This is a genomic window from Pseudomonas sp. DR 5-09, from assembly GCF_001655595.1.
GTDB classification, from domain to species: Bacteria; Pseudomonadota; Gammaproteobacteria; order Pseudomonadales; family Pseudomonadaceae; genus Aquipseudomonas; species Aquipseudomonas pharyngis.
This window is the reverse complement of sequence record NZ_CP011566.1, coordinates 3,983,288-4,006,551: the sequence shown is the minus strand read 5'-3', so window position 1 is coordinate 4,006,551 and position 23,264 is coordinate 3,983,288. Positions and strand designations below refer to the sequence as shown.

Annotated in this window: 28 protein-coding genes; 12 read left to right on the top strand and 16 right to left on the bottom strand. The window is 59.0% G+C overall.

All coding sequences use genetic code 11. The features are described from left to right. Positions 1-49 precede the first annotated feature (49 nt). Positions 50-1,069, top strand: a complete 1,020-nt coding sequence (locus PDR5_RS17935) for a lysozyme inhibitor LprI family protein (protein ID WP_064597689.1) — start codon at positions 50-52, stop codon at positions 1,067-1,069. A 4-nt stretch (positions 1,070-1,073) separates the two neighbouring features. On the opposite strand, the gene PDR5_RS17930 is transcribed toward PDR5_RS17935, so the two are convergent. Beyond that, on the bottom strand, positions 1,074-1,715 hold the full coding sequence (locus PDR5_RS17930; protein ID WP_064600889.1) for a TetR/AcrR family transcriptional regulator: 642 nt from the start codon (positions 1,713-1,715) through the stop codon (positions 1,074-1,076). 123 nt (positions 1,716-1,838) lie between these two features. Between PDR5_RS17930 and PDR5_RS17925 the strand changes: the two genes are divergently transcribed. Beyond that, positions 1,839-2,297, top strand: coding sequence for a GNAT family N-acetyltransferase (locus PDR5_RS17925; RefSeq protein ID WP_064597682.1), 459 nt, complete (start codon positions 1,839-1,841; stop codon positions 2,295-2,297). 122 nt (positions 2,298-2,419) lie between these two features. After that, positions 2,420-3,052, top strand: a complete 633-nt coding sequence (locus tag PDR5_RS17920; RefSeq protein ID WP_064597680.1) for a hypothetical protein — start codon at positions 2,420-2,422, stop codon at positions 3,050-3,052. Positions 3,053-3,092: 40 nt separating this feature from the next. Here PDR5_RS17920 and PDR5_RS17915 read toward each other — a convergent pair whose 3' ends face one another. Then, the gene (locus PDR5_RS17915; protein WP_064597679.1) at positions 3,093-3,638 is read right to left on the bottom strand and encodes a hypothetical protein; all 546 of its coding nucleotides are present in this window, start codon (positions 3,636-3,638) and stop codon (positions 3,093-3,095) included. A 79-nt stretch (positions 3,639-3,717) separates the two neighbouring features. Next, positions 3,718-4,014: a DUF7693 family protein gene (locus PDR5_RS17910; RefSeq protein WP_064600887.1), complete on the bottom strand. Its 297-nt coding sequence runs from the start codon at positions 4,012-4,014 to the stop codon at positions 3,718-3,720. A gap of 174 nt (positions 4,015-4,188) precedes the next feature. Here PDR5_RS17910 and PDR5_RS17905 point away from each other — a divergent pair, with 174 nt between their 5' ends. Beyond that, positions 4,189-5,634, top strand: a complete 1,446-nt coding sequence (locus PDR5_RS17905; RefSeq protein WP_064597677.1) for a SulP family inorganic anion transporter — start codon at positions 4,189-4,191, stop codon at positions 5,632-5,634. 19 nt (positions 5,635-5,653) lie between these two features. Here PDR5_RS17905 and PDR5_RS17900 read toward each other — a convergent pair whose 3' ends face one another. Further along, positions 5,654-6,172: a carboxymuconolactone decarboxylase family protein gene (locus PDR5_RS17900; protein ID WP_064597675.1), complete on the bottom strand. Its 519-nt coding sequence runs from the start codon at positions 6,170-6,172 to the stop codon at positions 5,654-5,656. Positions 6,173-6,306: 134 nt separating this feature from the next. Between PDR5_RS17900 and PDR5_RS17895 the strand changes: the two genes are divergently transcribed. Then, entirely contained in the window at positions 6,307-7,128 is an 822-nt protein-coding gene (locus tag PDR5_RS17895) for a cupin domain-containing protein (protein ID WP_064597672.1), read from the top strand. Positions 7,129-7,131: 3 nt separating this feature from the next. Here PDR5_RS17895 and PDR5_RS17890 read toward each other — a convergent pair whose 3' ends face one another. Beyond that, the gene (locus PDR5_RS17890) at positions 7,132-8,025 is read right to left on the bottom strand and encodes a DMT family transporter (protein ID WP_064597670.1); all 894 of its coding nucleotides are present in this window, start codon (positions 8,023-8,025) and stop codon (positions 7,132-7,134) included. A gap of 89 nt (positions 8,026-8,114) precedes the next feature. Here PDR5_RS17890 and PDR5_RS17885 point away from each other — a divergent pair, with 89 nt between their 5' ends. The 3 genes from PDR5_RS17885 (at position 8,115) to PDR5_RS17875 (ending at position 10,779) form a co-directional block, all read left to right on the top strand. After that, positions 8,115-9,446, top strand: a complete 1,332-nt coding sequence (locus PDR5_RS17885; protein ID WP_064597668.1) for an aminotransferase-like domain-containing protein — start codon at positions 8,115-8,117, stop codon at positions 9,444-9,446. Positions 9,447-9,501: 55 nt separating this feature from the next. Then, positions 9,502-9,888 carry a c-type cytochrome gene (locus tag PDR5_RS17880; protein WP_064600885.1) on the top strand — a complete coding sequence of 129 codons (387 nt, stop codon included), beginning with the start codon at positions 9,502-9,504 and terminating at the stop codon, positions 9,886-9,888. 195 nt (positions 9,889-10,083) lie between these two features. After that, entirely contained in the window at positions 10,084-10,779 is a 696-nt protein-coding gene (locus PDR5_RS17875; RefSeq protein WP_064597666.1) for a hypothetical protein, read from the top strand. Positions 10,780-10,785: 6 nt separating this feature from the next. Here PDR5_RS17875 and PDR5_RS17870 read toward each other — a convergent pair whose 3' ends face one another. Then, a complete protein-coding gene (locus tag PDR5_RS17870; RefSeq protein ID WP_064597664.1) occupies positions 10,786-11,280 on the bottom strand; it encodes a hypothetical protein in 495 nt (164 codons plus the stop codon). Beyond that, positions 11,273-12,952 (bottom strand): sensor domain-containing diguanylate cyclase, encoded by a 1,680-nt coding sequence (locus PDR5_RS17865; RefSeq protein WP_064597659.1) that lies wholly within the window; start codon positions 12,950-12,952, stop codon positions 11,273-11,275. The genes PDR5_RS17870 and PDR5_RS17865 overlap by 8 nt, the downstream gene beginning before the upstream one ends. Positions 12,953-13,125: 173 nt before the next feature. Between PDR5_RS17865 and PDR5_RS17860 the strand changes: the two genes are divergently transcribed. Next, positions 13,126-13,461, top strand: coding sequence for a hypothetical protein (locus PDR5_RS17860; protein ID WP_039767351.1), 336 nt, complete (start codon positions 13,126-13,128; stop codon positions 13,459-13,461). Between the two features lie 72 nt (positions 13,462-13,533). Here PDR5_RS17860 and PDR5_RS17855 read toward each other — a convergent pair whose 3' ends face one another. The 5 genes from PDR5_RS17855 to PDR5_RS17835 form a co-directional block, all read right to left on the bottom strand. Continuing rightward, positions 13,534-13,896 (bottom strand): hypothetical protein, encoded by a 363-nt coding sequence (locus PDR5_RS17855; RefSeq protein WP_064597657.1) that lies wholly within the window; start codon positions 13,894-13,896, stop codon positions 13,534-13,536. Positions 13,897-14,011: 115 nt separating this feature from the next. Next, positions 14,012-14,329, bottom strand: a complete 318-nt coding sequence (locus PDR5_RS17850; RefSeq protein WP_011334909.1) for a DUF6966 domain-containing protein — start codon at positions 14,327-14,329, stop codon at positions 14,012-14,014. Between the two features lie 89 nt (positions 14,330-14,418). Continuing rightward, on the bottom strand, positions 14,419-14,820 hold the full coding sequence (locus tag PDR5_RS17845) for a hypothetical protein (protein ID WP_064597655.1): 402 nt from the start codon (positions 14,818-14,820) through the stop codon (positions 14,419-14,421). A gap of 112 nt (positions 14,821-14,932) precedes the next feature. After that, the gene (locus PDR5_RS29395) at positions 14,933-15,412 is read right to left on the bottom strand and encodes a phage infection protein (protein ID WP_082934426.1); all 480 of its coding nucleotides are present in this window, start codon (positions 15,410-15,412) and stop codon (positions 14,933-14,935) included. A 126-nt stretch (positions 15,413-15,538) separates the two neighbouring features. Next, positions 15,539-16,105 carry a chorismate mutase gene (locus tag PDR5_RS17835; RefSeq protein WP_064597651.1) on the bottom strand — a complete coding sequence of 189 codons (567 nt, stop codon included), beginning with the start codon at positions 16,103-16,105 and terminating at the stop codon, positions 15,539-15,541. Positions 16,106-16,251: 146 nt separating this feature from the next. On the opposite strand from PDR5_RS17835, the gene PDR5_RS17830 reads away from it, so the two are divergent. Continuing rightward, on the top strand, positions 16,252-17,607 hold the full coding sequence (locus tag PDR5_RS17830) for an MATE family efflux transporter (protein ID WP_064597649.1): 1,356 nt from the start codon (positions 16,252-16,254) through the stop codon (positions 17,605-17,607). Positions 17,608-17,693: 86 nt separating this feature from the next. Continuing rightward, complete coding sequence (locus PDR5_RS17825) at positions 17,694-18,251, top strand: YceI family protein (RefSeq protein WP_064597647.1); 558 nt, start codon at positions 17,694-17,696, stop codon at positions 18,249-18,251. Between the two features lie 6 nt (positions 18,252-18,257). Here PDR5_RS17825 and PDR5_RS17820 read toward each other — a convergent pair whose 3' ends face one another. Further along, positions 18,258-18,485: a YXWGXW repeat-containing protein gene (locus tag PDR5_RS17820; RefSeq protein WP_039767335.1), complete on the bottom strand. Its 228-nt coding sequence runs from the start codon at positions 18,483-18,485 to the stop codon at positions 18,258-18,260. Between the two features lie 183 nt (positions 18,486-18,668). On the opposite strand from PDR5_RS17820, the gene PDR5_RS17815 reads away from it, so the two are divergent. After that, a complete protein-coding gene (locus PDR5_RS17815; RefSeq protein WP_064597645.1) occupies positions 18,669-19,355 on the top strand; it encodes a GNAT family N-acetyltransferase in 687 nt (228 codons plus the stop codon). 76 nt (positions 19,356-19,431) lie between these two features. Here PDR5_RS17815 and PDR5_RS17810 read toward each other — a convergent pair whose 3' ends face one another. The 3 genes from PDR5_RS17810 to PDR5_RS17800 all read right to left on the bottom strand — a co-directional run bounded on the left by PDR5_RS17810 (position 19,432) and on the right by PDR5_RS17800 (position 23,249). Next, positions 19,432-20,238: a C1 family peptidase gene (locus PDR5_RS17810; protein ID WP_064597643.1), complete on the bottom strand. Its 807-nt coding sequence runs from the start codon at positions 20,236-20,238 to the stop codon at positions 19,432-19,434. Next, positions 20,235-21,689 carry a hypothetical protein gene (locus PDR5_RS29705; protein ID WP_156669346.1) on the bottom strand — a complete coding sequence of 485 codons (1,455 nt, stop codon included), beginning with the start codon at positions 21,687-21,689 and terminating at the stop codon, positions 20,235-20,237. The genes PDR5_RS17810 and PDR5_RS29705 overlap by 4 nt, the downstream gene beginning before the upstream one ends. Positions 21,690-22,130: 441 nt before the next feature. Then, entirely contained in the window at positions 22,131-23,249 is a 1,119-nt protein-coding gene (locus PDR5_RS17800; protein ID WP_064597639.1) for a DmpA family aminopeptidase, read from the bottom strand. Positions 23,250-23,264: the final 15 nt, after the last annotated feature.

Below are 23,264 nucleotides of genomic sequence, written 5' to 3'. Positions count from 1 at the left end.
ATAGCCCGGGCCCGGCATACTGCCGCCGCCTCAGGAATGGAATCTGTCGATGCTCGCTTTCAATCTCCGTCACGCCTTGCAGCTGACGTGTCTCGTATTTGCTACCACCTCCCACGCTGCCAGTTTTGACTGTGCTGGCGCTTCCAGCCCCATTGAAAAAGCCGTTTGTGCGGATCCGTATACCTCGAGTCTCGATGAGAAACTCGGGGCGCTCTGGCGGACAACGTTGGCGCAGGTGGCTGACCCGCAAGCGCTCAAGGCTGATCAAAGAGCATGGTTGAAGAACCGCAGCCTTTGTGGCGCTGAACCGGCGTGCTTGCATCGTGAATACCTGATGCGCCTGACTGAGCTGAAATATGCGACCAGAACGTTCTCATGGGATGCCACATGGCAGTTGATTCCTCACGGGGTGAACTCGGCATCCGAAGTGATCATCAAGCGTCAAGACGCCACACACATCCGCTTTGGGATTTCAGCACAGGAGGGCGCCAACTCTGGTGAATTGGAAGGTATTGCTGTGTTGAACGGTGGTGAAGCCCGTTTCGAAGAGGGTAGTTGCACGCTTGTTTTTCGAGCGATCAATGGTGTACTGGACGTCACACAGAATGGCGATGACGTTGATTGCGGTGCCGGTATGGGTGTCTTTTATTCAGGTCGTTATGTGGCGTCTGAAAAACCACTATCGATGAATTACAACCTGTTGAGCCTTGGACTTGCTCGTACGCAGCAAGAGGATCAGGCGATGCATAAACTGCTCAAGGGTGATTATCAGAAACTGGTGGACCGTACGAGTACGATGACCGTCGGCGACCTGGCGGTTGATGTGCCTGATGCAGAGGTCATCGAGATGTGGGTACGTGGGCTGGGCAATATGAACGCGGCCATTCTGATGCGTGCGGCCAGTAACCGTTTCTGGGTGCTGATGTTGGTGCCTGAAAAAGAGGGCCATACGCGAGCCCGTTACTACACCAATGTACCGGAATGGAAAAAGCGCCTGCCTGCTCAGTTCCAGGCATGGTACGAGCGGATGGAAGGCGACCGCACGCTTCCGCTGGATTTCATGCCCTGACGCTTCAGGTCGCAAACAGCACGTCACGGATTTCCCCCTTCCGTGGAGCCACGACCCCCTCCAGCACCAACCGCGTAATCGTCTCCGCCGCCACCGCATAATCCTCATCCTGCGGCACCTCCCGCCCGGTGATGCGCCCCATCTGCCAGCCAATGTTGGTGTAAGTGCGCGTCGCCGACCAGATGAACAGCATCAAATGCTCGGGATCCACAGGCGCCAGCAGCCCCCGGTCGATCCAGCTGCGCAGACACTCGACATTACGCCGGGCTTCGCCGTGCAGCAGGTCACGGCATTCGTCGGGCAATTGGCGGCCGCCGAGCAGCAACTCACCGCTGAACACTTTGGCAATTGCCGGGTGTTCGCGGGCGATGCGGATGCGGGCGGCGACGTAGGCGCGCAGGCCGATCAGAGGATCATCACTCTCGCGCAGCACCGCCGAGGCTTCCAGCAACGGTTCAACGAAGCCGAGCAGCACTTTGCCGTAGAGGTTTTCCTTGCTCTGGAAGTAGTAATAAAGATTGGCCTTGGGCACACCGGCGCGGGCGGCGATGTCGCGGGTCTGGGTCGCGTCGAAGCCGTTGGCGGCGAATTCTTCACTGGCGGCGGCCAGGATCAGTTGCTGGTTGCGTTCGCGGATGCTGCTCATGGACGGCATGTAGGTCTGGCCATTTCGGGTTCGCAATATACAAAACTATATAGCGAGTAGGCCAGCAAACTCGTTTGTCAGCGCTATGCTGGTTTCAATTTCAATAACGTCAGGAAAAGGCCAATGACTCTCCGGGCCCTGCGCGCCACGACGACTCACCTCGACGCGGTGGCGAAGCTGTTCGACGTCTATCGCGGCTTTTATGGCCAGCCGTCGAACCTCGAGCAATCGCGAGCCTTTATTGCCGAGCGCATGGCCGGCAATGAATCGGCGATTTTTCTGGTTGAGGATGAAAGCGGTGAGGCGCTCGGATTCGTCCAGCTGTATCCGACGTTTTCCTCGATTGATGCCCATCGCACGTGGTTGCTCAGCGATCTGTTCACCACGCCGGCCGCCCGAGGTCGTGGAGTCGGACGATTGCTGATGAATACCGTCCGCGACTTCGCCGTCGAAATCGGCGCCAAGGGACTGGTGCTGGAAACCGCCACCGACAATGTCACCGCTCAGGGTTTGTACGAATCACTCGGCTGGGTGCGCTATACGGGCTATTACACGTACACCCTCGATTTGCGCCAAAGCTGAATCGGCGCGAACTTTTTCACGGTTTTCCCGAATCAGGTCTTTTCCCGAACGTAGACGATCACTAGAATCCGCCCCGGCGCTCCGCAATGGAGGCTCTTTGATATCACTTTAGGGACGACATCATGCAATTCGGGAAAATCCTGGCGCTGGGTCTGGTGCTCACGCTGGGCGGTTGTGCCAGCTTCACCAAAGACGAAGTGGCCCCTGTCACGCTGCCATCGATGGCCAGCTATGCCAACAAGCCAAACGTCTATGTCGATTTCGACTTCTATCAGGGCGAGCCAAGCGCTGCTGCCGTGGAAGTGCCGCAGGCGCGCGACAGCCTCAAGCCTCAGTTGCAAAAGATCCTGAAGGATTCCGGCCTGTTCGGCCGCGTGACTCTCGACGAGTTCGAGAAGCAGCCGGGCGACTACAGTCTGCGCCTGAAAATGTACAACCATCCGCCGAGTGCCGGTTCGATGGTGATGGCCTACATCAGCGGCTTTAGCATGATGGTCATTCCGGCGTATGGCACCGACCAATACACTATGAGCCTGGAATCTCTGGATCAGAACGGCCAGGCGCTGGCCAAGACGAGCAACCATGACGCCGTCGGTACCTGGTTCGGCATCTGGTTTATTCCGCTGATGGGCAACACCACCAAAGACGCGGTGAACGATACCTTTAACCGTCAGGTCAACGCGCTGCTCAAGCAGTGGGTCGACACCAACAATCAGAAATACTCGGCGCTCGAGACCCGCATCCCACGGGTATGACGCAAAAAAGAGCCGCAATCGCGGCTCTTTTTTTTGGCCCTTACTTCAGGGCCTGAATGAACTGTGGATCGCTGTACAGATTCTTCAGCAAGTCCTGCAGCATCGGGTTGTAGGCGTTGGTCGCGTTGGGGATCGCGATAAAGCCGAAAAAGCTGCTGTTCCACTGATGGCTGACATCTTTGGTGGCGTCGTACACCACGTCGTTGCCATTGCGCAGGGTGAAGCGTGCAGCGATGGTGCCGTCACCGGTACCCATGCCGGCGTTCAGCTGGTTCTTCACCACCAGCACTTGCAGATGACGGGATGCCTGTGGATCGAGCAGACCGGCCTTGCGCAGTTCTTCGGTGATCGCGTCCTGGATGTGCGCCGGGATGCTGCCGGTCGGCGACTTGATCGGGTTGGCGCGGACCATCAACGAGCCTTCGCCCGATTCAGCGGTGACCTGTGGATTGCTGATCGCGTGCAGCGGCGGGGTCTGCTTGAGCTTCTGAACATTGTCGAAGCTTGGCTCGTAACGGGCCATGGTCATGCCACAGCCTTGCAGGAGCAGAGCAAACAACGGGATCAACAACAGCGATTTTTTCACGGCAGTTCCTTGCGCGTAGAAGAGGGGGGGACGAATTATGGGCAGAGTGCCATCATTGGGCAACTCTGATTGCCGTGCCTCATTCACGTTGCCGCAACAAGCCCTCGATCTGCGCCAGTTCCCAGGTACTCAACAGACTGACCGGATCGGTGCCGAAGCGCTGCCGGGTGTCGAGCGTCCACTCGCGACCGTCCGGGCACAGACAATCAGCGCAGTGATGCAGACGCTGGCCGTCGAAGTCCAGCTGCAAGCGCCAGCCTTCAATGTCGACCGCAACCCGATCCGCTCGCGCGTCCATCACCCGCAAACCACACACGCCCAGCGCGGCATCGCGCAATCGCTGGCACACTTCGCGGCTGGTCAATTCGCTCGGCATCAGAGGCTCCACTGGCAAAAACTGCGCGCCAGCATAGAGCGCGCGCCGGCGGTTGTCAGCGATGACTGGCCCACGCCGGTGCATTTGCGTAACATCCGCAACCCTCTTTTTCCTCGGCGCTCTTTTGCGCCAATGCATGCGGCCGCGCCCGTCGGCCACTCTGTCAGGTAAGCCATGAAACCGATTCGTCTGCGCGCCGATGTCCTGGCCGGACTCACCACCTCGTTTGCCCTGTTGCCCGAATGCATTGCGTTTGCGCTGGTGGCTCACCTCAATCCGCTGATGGGCCTGTACGGCGCCTTCATCATTTGCACGCTGACCGCGCTGTTCGGTGGCCGGCCGGGCATGGTCTCCGGGGCGGCGGGTTCGATGGCGGTGGTGATCGTCGCGCTGGTGGTGCAGCACGGCGTGCAGTACCTGTTGGCGACGGTGTTGCTCGGCGGCTTGATCATGATGGCGTTCGGGCTGTTGCGGCTGGGCAAACTGGTGCGCATGGTGCCGCACCCGGTGATGCTGGGGTTCGTCAACGGCCTGGCGATCATCATCGCGCTGGCGCAACTGGAGCATTTCAAGAGCGGTGAACAGTGGCTCAGCGGCACGCCGTTGTACCTGATGACCGGGCTGGTGCTGCTGACCATGGCCATCGTCTACATCCTGCCGCGCCTGACCCGCGCGGTGCCGCCGGCGCTGGTGGCGATCCTCGGCGTAGGCTTGCTGGTTTATCTGCTTGGCCTGCCGACCCGCACCCTCGGCGACATGGCGCACATCGCCGGCGGCCTGCCGAAATTTGCGCTGCCGGACATCCCGTGGAATCTCGACACACTGCGCATCATCGCGCCCTACGCGATTCTGATGGCGCTGGTCGGTTTGCTGGAAACCCTGCTGACCCTCAACCTCACCGACGAAATCACCGAAACCCGTGGCTACCCGGATCGCGAATGCGTGGCGCTGGGGGCGGCAAACGTGGTCTCCGGTGCATTCGGCGGTATGGGCGGTTGCGCGATGATCGGCCAGACCGTGATCAACCTCAGTTCCGGCGGGCGCGGGCGTTTGTCCGGCGTGGTGGCGGGTGTGTTGATTCTGCTGTTCATTCTGTTTCTGTCGCCGCTGATCGAGCGGATTCCGCTGGCGGCGCTGGTGGGGGTGATGTTCGTGGTGTCGCAGCAGACGTTTGCCTGGGCTTCGTTGCGGGTGCTGAACAAAGTGCCGCTCAACGATGTGCTGGTGATCATCGCGGTAACGACCATCACGGTGTTCACCGATCTGGCCACGGCCGTGCTGTGCGGGATCATCATCGCCGCGCTGAATTTTGCCTGGCAGCAAGCGCGCGAGCTGTACGCCGATGAGCATCTGGAAGCGGACGGCAGCAAACTCTATCGCCTGCACGGCACGCTGTTTTTTGCCTCGACCACGCCGTTTCTCAATCAGTTCGACCCGGCCAGCGATCCGCAACGGGTGACGCTGGATTGCCGGCACCTGAGCTTTGTCGATTACTCGGCCATCGCCGCGCTGAAAACCCTTCGCGAACGCTACGCCAAGGCGGGCAAGCAGTTGCAGGTGTTTCACCTGTCCGAGCGCTGCAAGAAATTGCTGAAACGCGCCGGGGTCGATCACAACTGAGATCGACCCCGGTCACTGGTCAGTCATCGATTGCCGGGAAATCGATGTCGGTCAGCGCCGCGTTGTTCAGGTAGTTAGTGAGGGTTTGCACAGCGACGAGGGCGATCACTTCGATGATCTTCTTGTCGTCGATGCCGGCAGCGCGGGCGGCGGCGATCTGCTCATCGTTCAATTGGCCACGAGTCTCGGTCAGTTGTTGGGCGAGGGTGGCGAAGGCATTGAGCCGGCCATGACGCGCTTCGATGATTTCTTCTGCTGCCAGCCCGGCCTTGCTGGCGAACAGGGTGTGCGCCGCCAGGCAATAGTCGCAACCGTTGACTTGCGAGGTGGCCAGGTACACCGCCTCTTTTTCCTTGGCACTCAGGGATGTCTTGCCCAGGGTTGCCGAGATTTGCACGTAGGCATCCAGCGCGACAGGTGCGACGGCCAGGGTCTTGAACAGGTTGGGCAGGAAACCGATTTTTTTCTGCACGCCTTCAAGTGTCGGGCGAGTGGCGTCGGTGGCGGTTTCGAGGCTGAGAGGGGCGATGCGGCTCATGGTGATTCTCCGAAAGTCCGGTGCGAAGTGCACCGGGGATGGAGGTCATGTTATTGAGCGCGGCTGGTGCTTTGGGTGCAAATCGTCGAGGATATGCGACAGATCGTCCAAACCTGTCCTTGCGAGAATCAGTCATGGATCGCCTTTCTACGTTGCTCAGCCATTTCGGCGTCAATGCCGGCACCTTTCACAGCGGCACGTTCTGCGGGGTGAGCGCCTACGGCGGCGATCAGGTGTGCGGGCATGTGCATTTGCTCCAGGCGGGAGAGCTGTTGCTCAAACCGGGAAATGATCCTGAAATCTCGCTCAAAGAACCGACCCTGATCTTTTTCCCTCGCCCCATGGCCCATCGCTTGTTCGCCAACGAAGCCATGGGCACGCAACTGGTGTGTGCTTCGCTGACCTTCGACGGCGGCGCGGGCAATGCTTTGGCGGCAGCGCTGCCGGATTATCTGGTGCTGAAACTCGCCGACCTTCCGGAAATGGCCAACACCCTGGAGTGGCTGTTCAAGGAAGCTTTCGACGGCCACTGCGGGCGCGAAGCGGTGATGGATCGGTTGTTCGAGTTGCTGGTGATCCTGTTGCTGCGCCACCTCATCAGCAGTCGCAACCAGCAGCCCGGCATGATGGCGGGGCTGGCCGATCCGAAGATTTCCCGAGCCTTGAACCTGATGCACGACCAGCCGGCCAAGGCCTGGAGCGTCGCCGAACTGGCGAGCGCCGCCAACCTGTCCCGCGCCGGTTTCGCCGACCACTTCCGGCGGGTGGTGGGGCAGACGCCGGTGGATTATCTGGTGAACTGGCGGGTCAGCCTCGCGCAGAAACGCCTGCGCGAGGGACGACCGATCGCCCTGATTGCCGAAGAAGTCGGTTATGAAAGTCCTTCGGCGCTGGCCCGGGCGTTTCGACGCAAGACCGGGCTCAGCCCGCGGGAATGGAAGGCTGGCGCGAGTTGAAGACTATCTGGCGAATTTCTTCGCCCCGGCCACGCACAGGATCACCCCCAGCGTAACCACCAGCATGCCCACGCTGACATGCTCATGGAGCAAGGTCGCGGCCAGTGCCAGGCCGAAAAACGGCTGCAGCAATTGCAGTTGCCCGACCGCCGCAATCCCGCCCTGAGCCAGCCCGCGATACCAGAACACGAAACCGATCAGCATGCTGAACAGCGAAACGTAAGCCAGACACACCCACGCCGACACGCTGATACCGCTGAACGAGGCGGGCGCAAGCCATACGCTCAGCACGGCCATCACCGGCAACGACAACACCAGCGCCCAGCAAATCACCTGCCAGCCGCCGAGGGTGCGCGACAGTTTTGCGCCTTCGGCATAACCGAGGCCGCAGGCGAGAATCGCCGCCAGCATCAGCAGATCCCCGGTGGGCGAAGCGGTCAGGCCTTGCGAAATCGCAAAGCCGACCACCAGCGAACTGCCCAGCACCGAAAAAATCCAGAACACCGGACGCGGCCGTTCGCCACCGCGCAACACACCAAAAATCGCCGTCGCCAGCGGCAGCAATCCTACAAACACAATCGAATGCGCCGACGTCACGTATTGCAGCGCCAGGGCCGTCAACAGCGGGAAACCCACGACCACGCCCAGCGCCACGATCAACAACGACAACCACTGATCCCGCGCCGGACGTCGTTCGCGAAACAGCCACAACAGGCACAACGCCAGGGCGCCGGCGATGGTCGCGCGGATGACGGTGAGAAACACCGGGTCGAACTCCAGCACCGCCAACCGCGTGGCGGGCAGCGAGCCGCTGAAAATCACGACGCCGATGAGGCCATTGATCCAGCCGCTGGTTTTTTCCAGGGCCGGGGTGCCGAGGTGGGTGGTTCGTTCCATGGGTGTGGCGCTCGGAGGTGGGTTGCGTTGGATCGATCCTAGGGCTGAGAATCAGCACAATCAAAAAATTGTCATGGATACAAGCCGACATGCCGCGCTCCCGCTACAAGACCCTCGTCGACACCTATGCCGCCGACATCCGCGCTGGCCGCCTGTTGCCCGGCACGCGTTTGCCGACTCACCGGCAATTGGCAGCCAGCGAAGGGCTGGCGCTGGTCACGGCCTCGCGGGTGTACGCCGAGCTCGAGGCCATGGGCCTGGTCAGCGGCGAAGCCGGGCGCGGCACGTTCGTGCGGGAAACGTCGTTGTTGCCGGGGCAAGGCATCGACCAGAAAGACGTCGCGGTGGGCATGATCGATCTGAACTTCAACTACCCGTCATTGCCGGGGCAGGCAGAATTGCTGCGCACCGCGTTGCGGCAACTGGCGTTGTCCGGCGACCTTGAAGCGCTGCTGCGCTATCAGCCCCACGCCGGTCGCCAGCATGAACGGGCCTCGGTGGCGCGGCATCTGCAAACACGCGGTTTGAGTGTCGAGGCCGAGCAGGTGCTGATCGTCAACGGCGCGCAGCAAGGGCTGGCAGTCACGTTGATGGCGCTACTCAAACCCGGCGATGTGATTGCCGCCGACGCCTTGACCTATTCGGGATTCAAAGTGTTGGCCGAAGCGCTGCACCTGGAAGTAGTGGCGATCCCCGTCAATGAGCAGGGCCCCGATCTGGCGGCCCTCGACAAACTCTGCCGCCAACGACCGGTGCGTGCGGTTTACAGCATGCCGACCCTGCACAATCCACTGGGCTGGGTGATGCCTCTGGAACAACGTGAGGATTTGATCGCGATTGCCCGCCGACATGATCTGACGATCATCGAGGACGCGGCCTACGCCTTTCTGGTCGAGAACCCGCCACCTCCGTTGGCGGTTCTGGCACCGGAACGCACGGTCTACGTGTCGGGCCTGTCGAAAAACATCGCCACCGGCCTGCGTGTCGGCTTCATCGCCGCACCGGTCGAACGGGTGGCGGCGCTGGAGCGGATCATCCGCGCGACCACCTGGAACACCCCCGGCGTGATGACCGCCATCGCCTGCGGCTGGCTCGACGACGGCACCGTCACCTTGCTCGAAGCGCAAAAGCGCAGCGACGCCCAGGCCCGGCAAGTTCTGGCCGCGCAGATCCTCGAAGGCCTGCCGACTGTCGGCCATCCCTCTTCGTATTTTCTTTGGCTGCCGCTGCCGGAAGATGTTCGGGCCGACCACATCGTGGTCGAGTTGATGCACGAACAGGTTTCCGTCACCACCGCCGAGCCCTTCACCGTGTCCGCCTATGTGCCCCACGCGATTCGTCTGGCGTTGGGCTCGGTGGACATGCTTGCCCTGCGTCAAGCCTTGCTCAAAGTCCGCCAGGTCGTGGGCGCCTACCTGTAGCGCAAGTGACCGCGCAGGATTACCCTTGGCGCCGCCGAAGACCTGGAAATCCCTGATGAAAAACGCTGCACTGACTTTCGCCCTGATCCTCAACGCTGGCCTGTTCTGCACGCCGACACTGGCTGCCGGTGACGCCGAGGCCGGCGCAAAAATCTTCCCGCGCCTGTGCGGCGGTTGTCATCAAGTCGGCGAATCTGCCCGCCCGGGATTCGGTCCGGAACTCAACGGCATCATCGGCCGCCCGGCGGGGACGTCGGCGAATTACGTGTACTCCGACGCCATGAAAAACTCCGGCCTGACCTGGGATCGTGAAACGCTGACGAAGTATCTGAAGGATCCGAAGGGCGTGGTGCCGGGGACGCGGATGATCTTTTGGGGGCTGAGTGACGAGGAGAAGATTGATAATTTGTTGGCGTATCTTCAGACCTTTTCTCAGCAATGAAGAATCTGTGCAGGGGCTGCGCAACGCAGTTCCCGCGTGACGACGGTATTCCAAGAGCGCGCCTTACGAAAAGAACGGCTACGCCTAAGCCTTGCACCCGACCCAACCTTTCGGTGGCAATGAGTCATGCCAGGTTCAAGGATTGACGAGTGCGGGCGATAAGTCTGATGTCCAATCCCTCGAACTTTCCCCACCATGAAAAAATTGCTCGTTGTTATTGGCGCACTCTTGCTGTTATGTGGATGCGTCACCAAGAACTTCAGTGTCGAAGATCGTCAACAGATCAAGACACTGAAGCTGCTACCGGTATTTGTCGCCGTCGATAACTTCAAATACACCAGCATGACTCAAGCCTGGAGCGCGGGACTGGGTGCCGGTGCCGGGGCGGCCACTGGGATGGCGGCCGGTGCATCGACGACACAAGTCAATGCATTGGCAGGCGCGGGGTCCGTGGAGGGGACAAAAAATGGTGATGTGCTGACGGGGGATATTTCCCGGGCAATCCTCAACAACATGAAGGCCAATGATATCGACCTGGCCAAACTGGTCCGCCAGAGTTTCGTTGACCGGGTTCAGCAGGAGCGGCTGTTCACAATAGTCGGAGAAGGCGAGCAGGCCGACGCCGAAATCGAAATCATGGTCGGACAGTGGGGGCTGTGCCTCAAAAACTTCAGCGAGGTGCTGTATCCGGTGATCGGCGCCAACGCCCAGATCAAGCGCAAGGGTTCGGCGGTCTGGCGAAACTTTGAAACGATCACGGTATTCAATGATGCCAACAACCTTGCCTATCTACCGGAGCAATACGCGAAAGATCCGGAAGTCCTGCGCAAGGCATTTACCCATGTGTCTGATCTGCTGATGGCTGAACTGGTCAAAGATATGAAGCAATGAAGCGGTTTACTTCAGCGCCAGCCTCAATCGCGCAGTCACATCTTTGATCGACGCCCCCCGAATCGCAGGGGGTGTCGGGCTTTCGCCAAACTCTCGCCAGATAAACAACGTCAACTCGGCGCCATCGGTGGCAGTCTGCGCATTCTCCAGACTGCCGAATACCTGTAAGGCCCGATAACGCTCGTCTTTCCAGAACAACGTTTCTACCCAGTCGTACACCGGGATGAAATGAAAGTGGATGGGATAACCGGGCTCATGACCGAAGCGGCTGATGTACAGCCATTTGGGTTGCAGTTGTTGCTCCAGCGTCTTCTGCACTCTGGCGAGCAGAATGCCGAGTTCCGCCAATGCCGCCTCCGGCAGGTCGGCCAGCGAGTGAGCGCCCTGTCGCGATCCCAGCATCAGATAGCCGGGCAGGGACGAAGCCATGTGGTGATTGAGTATCCAGTGTTCGGTTTCGTGGAGGATGAATCGTGGCGGGATCGAGTGCGCATCAGCCATTTTCGCTCACCTCGATGAGCGAAGCCTGGCAGGCCACTTGATTGCGACCTGCCGCTTTTGCCTTGTACAACCGCTGGTCGGCACGTTTGACCAGTGCTGTCGGGGTGTTGTCGGCCGGATCGGCCAGGCCGACACCAATGCTTACGGTAACAAGCCCGACCAGCGGAAAAGTCGCTTCGGCAATGGTGGTCCGGATCTTCTCGGCGACCACTTCCGGGGTGTCCGGTTTGGCGATTTCCGGCAGCAGCACGGCAAACTCCTCACCGCCATAACGTGCGACAAAATCGGTGGCCCGGGTGCTGATCTGTATGAGTTGTGCCAGTTGTCGCAGCACGTCATCTCCGACCGCGTGGCCGTGGGTATCGTTGATGCGTTTGAAATGATCGACGTCGATCAGCAACAACGCAAACGGCCGTCCGGTACGGCGAAACAAAAGACTGTACTCGGTGAGCTTTTCGTCAAACCGGCGACGGTTGAACGCGCCGGTCAAACCATCATGAGTCGCCAGACTCAGCAGCTCGGCATTGGCCTGGGTGAGGGCAGCGGTACGTTGTGCGACTGTGGCTTCCAGCGAAGCGTTGGCTTCCTGCAACTCGCGCTCCTTGGCCAGCAGCGATTGGGTCATCGTGTCGATGGACTGGCCGAGCTGGGCAATTTCCCGTACCGGGTGCTGCAACTGAAAACGCGTCCCCGGCTGATTGTTCTGCACCTGTTGAGCCGAACGTGCCAATTGCTCGATCGGGCGACTCAGGTACAGCGCCAGATAGTAGGCGACCAGTGCAAACACCACCGCAGCCATCACTCCCAGCAGCAACAATTTATAGAGCAGCAGGCGCGCCGGTTGCAGCGCGGTGTCCAACGGCTGGCGTACGGCAATCGACCAGGATAACGCGGTGCTCAAGGGCGTCGGCACCGTCACCTCACTGGTCAGGTAACCGTCGCCGACGGTCCAGCCCGGCGAGTCGGGATTGTTCGCTGCCAGTTGCTGGCCAACCAGCGCTTCCGGATACAGCACTTTGCCGTCGTGATCGACGATCAATGCCTCGATGTCCGGCGCGACGCCTTTGTGCGAAAGCGCCGCCGATTCGACGATGCGCGTCACCCAACTCCAGTGCGCGTGGGCGCCGAGCACGCCGATCACCTGGCCGTCGGCATTGTGAATCGGCGCGGCGAAATCGATGAAGCGCAGCGGTTCACCATTCGCCAGCGCCGGCAACATTTTTGCCAGCAACACGGCTTCGTGTGGGTCGCCGGTGTATTCACCGCGCAAACCCGCCTGGAACCACGGACGCTGTTGGACAGACTGGCCCACCAGCAATCCGTTGACGGCCTGATGCACCTGACCGTTGGCGTCGGCGATGCCCATCCACGCATATTCGGCGCGGGCCTGGGTGCGCAGCTGCATCGATTTGAGGATCGCCGGGTTATCCAGATCACCACGCTCCAGATGCGGCGCGCGACTGAGCAGATAAACCTCCAGTTGTCGCTCACGCAATTGCTCACCCAGCAATGCTGCGGCCGATCGTGCGGTGCTCAACAGGGCATTGCCGCTGGCCTGTTTCATTTGTTCGGTGGCGATGTGGCCGACATAGAAGCCAACGCTCAACAGCGTCAGCAGGGACAAACCGGCAAACCAGAGAGTCAGGTGGCTACGCAGGCTGGCTTTGAGCATGGGCGAAGTCTGTTTTTATTGAAGTGGCGCCATGGTATGCGACATTGCGGACGGGCTGCCAGCAAGGCGTTTAATGAAAATCTGCCGAGGCTGATATCAATGAGCCACTGCGTTCGGTAGAGTGTGCGCCGCCCGAGAGACGGATCCCGGGCGTTTACCCATGGAGTCTTGCAGTGAAATACCTCAGCAAAGTAGTCGCCGCCGCACTGTTCGGTGTGGTTCTGGCAGGTTGCACCGGCACCCCGATGAACACCAGACATTACGACAGCAGCCAATACACCGTGATTGGCCACAGCGAAGCCACTGCCACCGGCCTGATGCTGTTCGGCGTGATCCCGATCCGGCAGAACAGCCGTTTCGTCCGTGCGCAAGAGGCCGCCATCCAGGCCAAGGGCGGCGATGCCATGATCAACACTCAGATTCAGGAAAACTGGTTCTGGGCATGGGTCCTGAGCGGCTACACCACCAAGGTCTCCGGTGATGTGGTCAAGCTGAAAACCGTTCAGTAAGCGGCGGTGGATGTGAAAAAGCCCGGCTGATCAGGCCGGGCTTTTTGTTTGTGCAGCGGCAAAGCGTTTGATTCAGGCGACGCGGTGTTCTTGCAGGCGATCAGCGCCGCCTTCGGCAACGCGGCGTTCCAGCAGACGATCCGAGCCACCTTCGGCAACGCGACGTTCTTGCAGACGATCCGAGCCACCTTCAGCAACGCGGCGTTCTTGCAGGCGATCAGCGCCACCTTCGGCAACGCGGCGTTCAATCAGACGATCAGCGCCACCCTCAGCCACACGACGTTCGATCAAACGATCCGAACCACCCTCGGCCAAGCGACTTTCAATCAACCGATCCGAACCGCCTTCGGCGATCATGGTGTGGGCGGGTTTGGCTGCAAAAGCGTTGACTGCAAGAACCGAGAAAGCGATGCCGAGAAGGATTTGGCGTTTCATGATCGTGTGCTCCAGGGGTGTTGTTTGTTGGGTATGGAGCCGATGTTACGCCGCGAATTTTTTATGAGAACTTCATTGAGCTGATGGTGACTATCGACGCCAGCAATGAATGCCGTTATCGCTGCATGTGCCTGATTTCATTGGCCAGCTCGTAGGCTTGCTCACGGAGTTCGGCAAATTTTGCATTCAGTTCGCCATAGCCGCGCTTCCAGGCAAATGCACCGTTGATGCTGGTTTGTCCGAGCACGACATCATTGAAGGACCCCATCCCGCCATAGGCCGAGAGCAGCCACGTGATTCCGGAATAATCGGAGTCCAGCAATCGTGCGCGAGCTTTTCGCATCCACGCGCTCCAGTGCGCTTCTCCGTCGCTTTCCAGAACACTGATTAGCTCATTCAGTACCTTGATCAGCGTTTCGGTTTTCGGGCCCATGTTCAATGAGTGCTCCTTTTGATGAGGCGTAGATACTCAACCAGTGACGACTTCAAGACGCCGAAGAGTGAGCGTTGCGCAAAGAGCGATCAAACAAGCTGACGCTTCACGTCCAGCGCGATCGAGGCAAAGCCTTTACCTGTGCCCGGATTAGATGTCGAAGTATTTTGCATCGACGAGACGTCCTCCCAGCGATCCACGGATTCAATGTGTTCATGGGAGGCGTCCGTACCGATTTCAAATGCGATGAAACATTCGTTTTGATCCAGCAAAAGTCCGAACAGGCGAGGCATGCCGGGAAAGTCGATTTCCAGTTCCAGCACGATGGACGACGACCAATCGGTGCCTTGGGATTCTCCGTATCGGGCCAGGGCGACAGGCACACCCTGTTTGCGCCATTCACTGGCGCAAAGCATCAAACGATGCGCAACGACTGCGTTTTGCTCCTGCACGTTGAGCTGTTTTTTCTTCCGTAGTCGTTCAATGTCCATGGGAAACCTGAATTCGCAGCGTCGGGCTAAGAGCTTACCCAGCAAACGCAAAAAGCGCGCGCAAAGAAAAGCCCGGCTGATCAGGCCGGGCTTATCTTTATGCGCTGCTTACTTATGCAACGCGGCGTTCGATCAGGCGATCAGCGCCACCTTCAGCAACGCGGCGTTCGATCAGGCGATCAGCGCCACCTTCAGCAACGCGGCGTTCGATCAGGCGATCAGCGCCACCTTCAGCAACGCGGCGTTCGATCAGGCGATCAGCGCCACCTTCAGCAACGCGACGTTCGATCAGGCGATCAGCGCCACCTTCGGCAACGCGGCGTTCGATCAGGCGATCAGCGCCACCTTCAGCAACACGGCGTTCGATCAGACGATCAGCGCCACCTTCAGCAACGCGGCGTTCGATCAGACGATCAGCGCCACCTTCAGCAACACGGCGTTCGATCAAACGATCCGAACCACCCTCAGCTAAACGACTTTCAATCAACCGATCCGAACCGCCTTCGGCGATCATGGTGTGGACGGGTTTGGCTGCAAAAGCGTTGACTGCAAGAACCGAGAAAGCGATGCCGAGAAGGATTTGGCGTTTCATGATCGTGTGCTCCAGGGGTGTTGTTTGTTTGGTATGGAGCCGATGTTACGCCGCGGATTTTTTATGAGAACTTCATTGAACTGATGGTGACTATCGACGCCAGCAATGGACGCCGGAACCCTTGTTCTAGGGCTCCAGCGGCCGAATGCACAGCTCTCCGGTGGCGCGGGTCAGGGCCAGATCATGCAGCGCATCGCGGGTCAGACCGGTGCGCGCCTTGGCCAGCCACGCCGGGCAGTCCGGGTCCTGACGGTAGGGCGTGAAGTCGGCGTATTGCTGCAGCAGACGGGTTTGCAACTGATCCAGACGCGGGCGAATCTGCTTGCCCAGATCCGGGCGCGGCGTGTCCGGCGCGGTACCGGCTGCCTGCCACTGTGCGAGCAAACCGTATTGCACCAGTTTGTTGGCCTCCATTTGCGCGGCGATCAGTTGCGCGACGTCTTCCGGGTCGAGCTTGCGTTCGGTGGCCAGTTTGCGCGCGTTGTCGATCACCTGCGCCTCACGGGGGCTGTCCTGAATCGGCTTGCCACTGTCCCATTTGGTCAGCGCGACGAGGTCGCCGATGTTCAGGCGTTCGTTCAACGTGTTCACCAATCCTTGCACCACCTCGGGCGAGGGGGCGGGAGCGGCGTGGGCAGTCGTCGTCAGAACAGTCAATAAGGTGCAACTCAGCAGAAATGGGGAACGGCGCATGGGGGGGATTCACTTCCTGTCGTGATGGGGAGGCTATGCACATTGGTCGAGGTGCAGATTACGAAGTTTTAATGCAAACCGGTACGACCTGAACGGCATCGCATACCTTAGACTCTGTCATCAGCTCCCACCCGAGACGGACCTCAATGCAAACCCCCGCTCAATCCCCCCTCTGGAAAACCTACCTGCTGTTCCTGGCCCCGATGGTGCTGTCGAACTTCCTGCAATCGATGTCGGGCACGGTCAACAGCATCTACATCGGCCAGATGCTCGGTACGCAGGCGCTGGCGGCGGTGTCGGGGATGTTTCCGATCATTTTTTTCTTTATCGCGCTGGTCATCGGCCTGGGCGCCGGGGCAGGGGTGTTGATCGGTCAGGCGTGGGGCGCGCGTGAGTCGCATATGGTCAAGGCGATTGCCGGGGCGACGCTGTTGCTTGGGGTATTGATCGGGCTGGTGGCGGCGGTGCTGGGCAGTGTGTTTGCGCGTCAGGCCTTGCAGGGTTTGGGCACGCCGGCGGATGTGCTGGACGATGCGGTGGCCTATGCCCGGGTGATGATGTGGACCTTGCCGTTTGTGCTGGTGTACGTGCTGTTCACCCAGTTGTTACGCGGGGTGAGCGACACACTGTCGCCGATGTTGGCGCTGCTGCTGTCGACCGTTGTCGGGCTGGCGCTGACTCCGGCGTTCATTCGCGGCTGGATCGGCTTGCCGCAACTGGGCATCCAGAGCGCGGCGGTTGCAGGTCTGGCCGGCACGCTGACGTCGATGGCGTGGCTGTCATGGAGCCTGATCCGCAAGGGTCATCCACTGGCGCCGGATCGTGAGTTCTTCGCGGCGCTGCGACTGGACGGCGCAATTCTCGGCAAGGTGTTGCGTATCGGCCTGCCGACCGGGGTGCAGATGATTGTGCTGTCGCTGTCGGAGCTGGTGATTCTGGCGCTGGTCAACCAGCACGGCTCGCAGGCGACGGCGGCCTATGGTGCGGTGACGCAGATCGTCAACTACGTGCAGTTCCCGGCGCTGTCGATTGCGATCACCGCGTCGATCCTCGGCGCCCAGGCGATCGGTGCCGGACGGTTGGAGCGAATGGGCCCGATCCTGCGCACCGGGCTGTGGATCAACGTGTGCCTGACCGGTGGCTTGATCCTGTCGGGTTACCTGTTGTCGCACTGGTTGTTGGGGTTGTTCCTGACCGAAGACTCGACCCGGGCGATGGCCGAGCACCTGTTGCACATCATGTTGTGGAGCCTGTTGATCTTCGGTTTCCAGGCGATCATCGGCGGCATCATGCGCGCCAGCGGCACGGTGCTGGTGCCGGTGGGCGTGGCGATCATCTGTGTGCTCGGTGTGCAGTTGCCGGCGGCCTACTGGCTGGACGGGCAGTTCGGTCTGCAGGGTGTGTGGATGGCGTTTCCGATCGCGTATCTGGGGATGCTGGTGCTGCAGACGCTGTATTACAAACGGGTCTGGCAGCATCAGAAGATCGAGCGATTGGTGTGACGGGCCGGGTGGGCCTTGGCGGGGCTGGCGCAAGTGCCGGATGTTTGCTTAAGTCATTCGAGCCCCATCGGGCGCCGGAGCATTCCATGTCGATTCGATTGTTATTGGCTGCCGCGTGTTGCCTGATTGTCGTCCCTGCTGTGCAAGCGGTGGAGTACACCCGCGTCAATACCACCGCCAGTCAGATCAGTTTCACCTACAACCAGATGGGCTCGCGGATGTACGGCACGTTCGGCAAGTTCGATGCGACGCTGGATTTCGACAGCGACAATCTCGCCAATGCCCGCACCACGCTGCACATCGACCTGACCAGCATCGACGCCGGCAGTGAAGACGCCAACACCGAGCTGGTGAAACCGGCATGGTTCGACACCGAGAAATTCCCGGTGGCTGTGTTCGAATCGACCCGCTTCAGCCCGGCCGGCGACAACCGTTATCTGGTCGACGGCCATCTCACGCTCAAAGGCATCACCCGTGAGGTGCAGGTGCCGGTGCAACTCAAACCCGACAGCAGCATCGGCATTTTCGACGGCGAACTGGTGCTCAAGCGCGACCAGTTCGGGCTCGGTGCAGGGGAGTGGGCGGACACCGTGGTTTCCAAGGACATCGACATCAAGTTCAAGGTCGTTGCCCCCGCGCAGTGACCGGCCTCAGTACGCTCGCCAATGCCCTGGCATCCAGCGCCATTGGTTGCCGGCCCAGCGGTAATGCCCGGCAACCCAGTGATAACCCGGCGCAGGCATGACCGGAACCACCTCAACGATCGGTGGTGGCCGATGCGGGCGAACCGGTTCGACGACACAGCCCGAGAGGGTGATCGCTACCAGCGCGGCAGCGAGCAAGGATTTGATGGTTTTCGCGGAACGCAGAACGTTCATGGCAACTCCTCAAGGCCTGCGTCGGGAAATGAACGCAGTTGAAAAATTGGACGCCAAATCGGCGAAAGATCCGTTCTCGGGCAGATGAAATTTTTGTCAGGCGTGCACAAGGTATGATGTCGCGGTTCGCCGGTCGCTCAACTCGCCCGGCAACCTGTGTTTTACCGTTGGAGTCCGCCCGCCATGCCCCGCATCACCCACTACAAATCCCCATGCCCCGAAGGCGTCAACAGCCAGATCCTGCAGATGGTGGTCGACTATCTGACCGACATCAGCGCTGTAGGGCTGGGCCCGAGCAATCTGCTGTACAACGTTTATCAGTACGCGGTCGGCTACGAGGTTCATCTGTACCTGGAGGCGTTGAACGGCGAGAAGGGCACCGAAGTGGAGCTGCTGGTGGCCACCGACGACGATGATCCGGAGCAGGTGATCGGCTTCCTGTTGTACCTGCCGGTGCAGGGCGATTGGGAGGCGTGCAACGTGGCCTATCTGGCGGTGCGCGAGGGGCATCGGCGTCAGGGTGTGGCCCGTTCGTTGATCGCGGACATGGTGGCGCGTTACCCCCATGCCGAACTGACCTGCAGCGTCGGCAAGGTGCCGTATTTCGAAGCGCTGGGTTTCGAGGTGCTGGGCCAGCTCGAAACGCAGGTGCTGATGAGCACTCGGCATTACCGCAGCAACGGGTTGCGCGGTTTTATCGACACGACACCGATCTACCGTTCGCTGGAAGTGCAGCAAATCCACACCTACCTTCTGCAAAAGCACGGCAAGCGCGCGATGCTCGATGCCGAGAAACAGCGCGACCGGCATCTGGATCAGGTCACCCGCCGCACCGAAGAATTTGTTCGTCAGCGCCTGATCTTGCATTGATTGGTTTCTCCAGGGCGGCGGTACCCGATCCGGCCTGTGCCCCGGATCGGGCAGGTTTGCTAGCCATCGCTAAGCATCAGGTCAGTACGGGGTCGAAGCTGAATGCTGCAAGCTTGAAAAGATTACATTCGCCAAAAGCAATTCTGGCGAAACCTTTTTCTCCCCATGACGTTCCCCAGCTGTTTTTTACTATCCAACTCTCACTATCGAAGCCCACGACCTCAATTGTATGTAGTTGTTTTCCGACGCCCGAGGCATGCCGATAAACACCTCCGCCGTAGAACCTGTGAAAGTCTTCCCAGTCTTCCATTGTCGCGATGATCGGGCCTGTTTGCAGTGCGTTACGCGCTTCTTCGTCACCAGTGACTGGCGCAATATTTATCAAGCGAACAGCACCCTGTCTGGTACCGCACTGAGCGGGTAAATCTTTGGAATCCCCCGATTCAGACAAGGCGAATGTGGCGTTGGGTGCGTCGGTTTCCATCGCGTAGGTTAAATCCAGCGGACTATCCAACGTCAGCTCTGCAATGCAGTAATGAATAAAAAGAGGCGAGAGGCTGAGTGTGGCTTTGTTGGATACACGCAGGCGGTCTTCTATTGTGGATGCCAAAGCGAAACTTGTGCACGCTTGAGTTTCTCCCTGATCTTTAACAGGTTGAAAATTGGATTTGTCGGTGATTAGGGGGAATGCGATGTCTACGTGTTTGGCGAAAACATCTATTACGTTTTTCTCAAGCGATACGGTGCGAATATCGAGAGTTTCTGGTTCGGCAATAAATGGGGGGGATTTTTGATCAGCTACTTTCCAAGTAAGCTCCTTTTCAAGTAAGGCTGATCTGAGTTCGGGGTTGAGGCTGCCAGATTTTATTTTAGCGGGGCTCATTGCGCACCTCCATTTTTAGCCGCAATCAACGCTTTTTTTGCATTGATCAGTTTTGTTTCGGCCTCGGCCAGGGCAAGTTCGCTTTCAAGCGATTTTAAAAGAGCTTCATCCGCGGTCGGATTGGCTCGTGCATCCTCAAGTTCCTTTTTGGCTTTTGCTGTGTTCGCCTTCAAGGTCAAAGTTTTCAGCTCCTCCTCTCTCTCTGCAGTAATGACTGGTGCCAATTGCTCCGAGGAGTTTTTGAATGTTTCGGTAACGCCCTCCGCTGTCGACCTTATCTGGGAATAGCCTGCGGAGCTCAACGTGCCGTCCTCTGCGAAAACGGCGGAAGCCTTGTTGGATGCAAAGGGGCGTCCCTCGAACGGCATCACAAGCATTGGCCCTAACTGAAGTGACTGTACTTCAATGGAATCAACGGCTATCGATCCCGATTGAGAACAGGCTTTTTTTGCGCAAACTGTCAGTACTCCGTCTACCGGCTCCCTATAGGGAAGACCCTTCCATCCACGGACATCAACGGATTTACTCGCAACTCGTTCCGAATCGATTTTTACCGGTGCAGAGGAGGGATATGTCATGTTGTGAATGGTGGAAAGCTGGAAGTACACGTCAAGATCATTAATTGTTTTTAATGTGTCGGAGCTTTTGCCCGAGGACAGTCCCCATTTCTTCACAAATAGAGTTGGTAACTTTAACGCTGTTGTTGATTTAAGTTCGTCAGGTGTGGCTGGCCAGGTTTGGGTTTGTTGGAAGCTGACTTTTTTCAGAGCCTGCTCCAGAGCCAGTTTTTCTTGTTCCAGATTAAGGGTGGTGACTTCCAATTGTCGCACTGCTTTTGATTTGGCTTTGCTCGATGCTCGATCAACATTTGATCCCATGGATGTGATTCGCGAATTTTGACGTGTCAGTTCGAGTGTCATTGCGGCGACGTTATCGCTCGCACGTAATACCTTGTCCTGAGCAGAGTCCACATCGTTAATGTTCTGTGCCATCAAGCTCGTACATGTTTGGCCTCTGGGTGATCCACCGGCTATCGTGGCAGGAATGATTTTTCCGATTCCTGTAGCAATGTTAACTATGGATTGACCCAGTTTGTCGTCAGCTGAAGCGTTTACCGACTTGGTTGCTCGATTGGGGTGCCACTCAAATGTACTTTCTCCTGTTTTGAACCAGCCGGTAAGTGATCGCGGATCAATGTAATAAACCTCCGGGTCATGCGCTGTCTTCTGTTTAAGAGATGCGCTGATTTTTATGGCTAATTCGTTAGTTTGACGATTGCATTCAGTTGCCTGCCACTTGACCGTGATGTCGTACTGATTGAATGTCAGTCGGTAGGGTACGCCAGTGGGTGTTGCACCGCCGGGTACAAACTCCCGGGTTTCAAGGTGAGAGGAACATGCGACCAGAGTTGACGCCAGCGCTAGCAACACGGCGATTCCAAGATTTTGCATATCGATACCTTTATCTAAAGGCGGAAAGTTTCCGCTAAATAGATTCATCCTGGCGGTATATGCAAAAACGACTGAAAAATTTCGCTGCCGCCCAGATTCCCTGTTTGGCGTGACAACTGAACCCGCAAAACAAGTAGAGTATGGCTGCTTGGTGTCAAAGCGCCAGCACTGCGTAGCAATTCTTGTGGATTACATTTGTCAGGGCAAAAAAGAGCCTCAAGACTCTTTGATGGGGAGGAAGTAGAGCCCGCGAGGCTCAAGATGCGCATGAAGCCAGGTGCGGGCTTGATTGGGGTTCAGAGCACCCGCACCTACGCAGCGGTTTGGCGGGCCAAGCGGCTGCGTCATTCCATCGTAGGAAGGTGGGGGGATGCGCTCAAGTACCGTCAGTCACCTGCTGTTGGGGCGCTGGCGGAGGGGGCGCATAAGGGCGTCATGGTATCAGCGCGCACCCGGCCACCCGGCTTTATCCAGGGCCGCGAGCAGGGTGGCGGCATCCAGCCCCGGCACCGAATGCCCGTTGCCTTCGGTGCTGTCGCTGGCAAGCAAGGCGTTGATGATCGCTTCTTCCACCGCCTCGGTCGCCGCCAGAAACAGCTCGCTGATGTGATCGTTGTTGACCATCCGCAAGCCGTCGCAGGTCGATGCGCCTTTACCTTCGTAGGCGGCGGGCGGGATATGACCGTTGCCAGTGGCGAAGGCGATGAAGATGTCACCGCTGTGATCCTCATTGCCGCCGCCGGTGCGCGCCAGACCGAGGCTCGCCCGTTGCGCCAGTCGCGTGCATTGATGCGGCAACAGCGGTGCATCGGTGGCGAGGGCCACTACGATCGAGCCCATGCCAGGATGCGGCAACGAAGCGCGCAGGAACGGCGAATCCACTTGTTCCATATATCGCCCGACCGGGTAGCCGTCGACTCGCAGTTCGCTGCGAATCCCGTGGTTGGCCTGCACGATGGCACCCACTGTCCAGCCACCTTGAGCCTTGCTCAAGCGGCGTGATGCGGTGCCGATCCCGCCCTTGAATTCATGACAGATCATGCCGCTGCCACCGCCCACCGCGCCTTCCTGCACCGGGCCATCAACCGCATTGCTCATCGCTTCGGCCACATGTTTGGGTTTCACATGAAAGCCGTTGATGTCGTTGAGCAAGCCATCGAAGGTTTCCAGCACCACTGGCATGTTCCAGTAGAGCCGACCGTCGTCCGGTTGCTGCGCGCGATCCAGTTCGATCAAGGCATCGCGCACCACGCCGAGGCTGTGGGTGTTGGTGAAGGCGATCGGACTGGTCAGCAGGCCGGCTTCCCGAATCCATTCAAGTCCCGTGGCATCGCCATTGCCGTTAAGCACATGGACCCCGGCGAAACACGGCTGGGCATTGGTCGAACCGGCGCGGGGTTCGATCAGGGTGACGCCGCTGCAAATGTCACGACCGCTGGCGCTGCGGCCGCGCACATTGCTGTGGCCGATTCGTACGCCGGGTACGTCGGTGATGGCGTTGAGCGGGCCAGGCTGCAATTGACCGATGCGGATATGGAGATCGCGGGCACGTGGTTTCATTGATGTTCTCTCTGT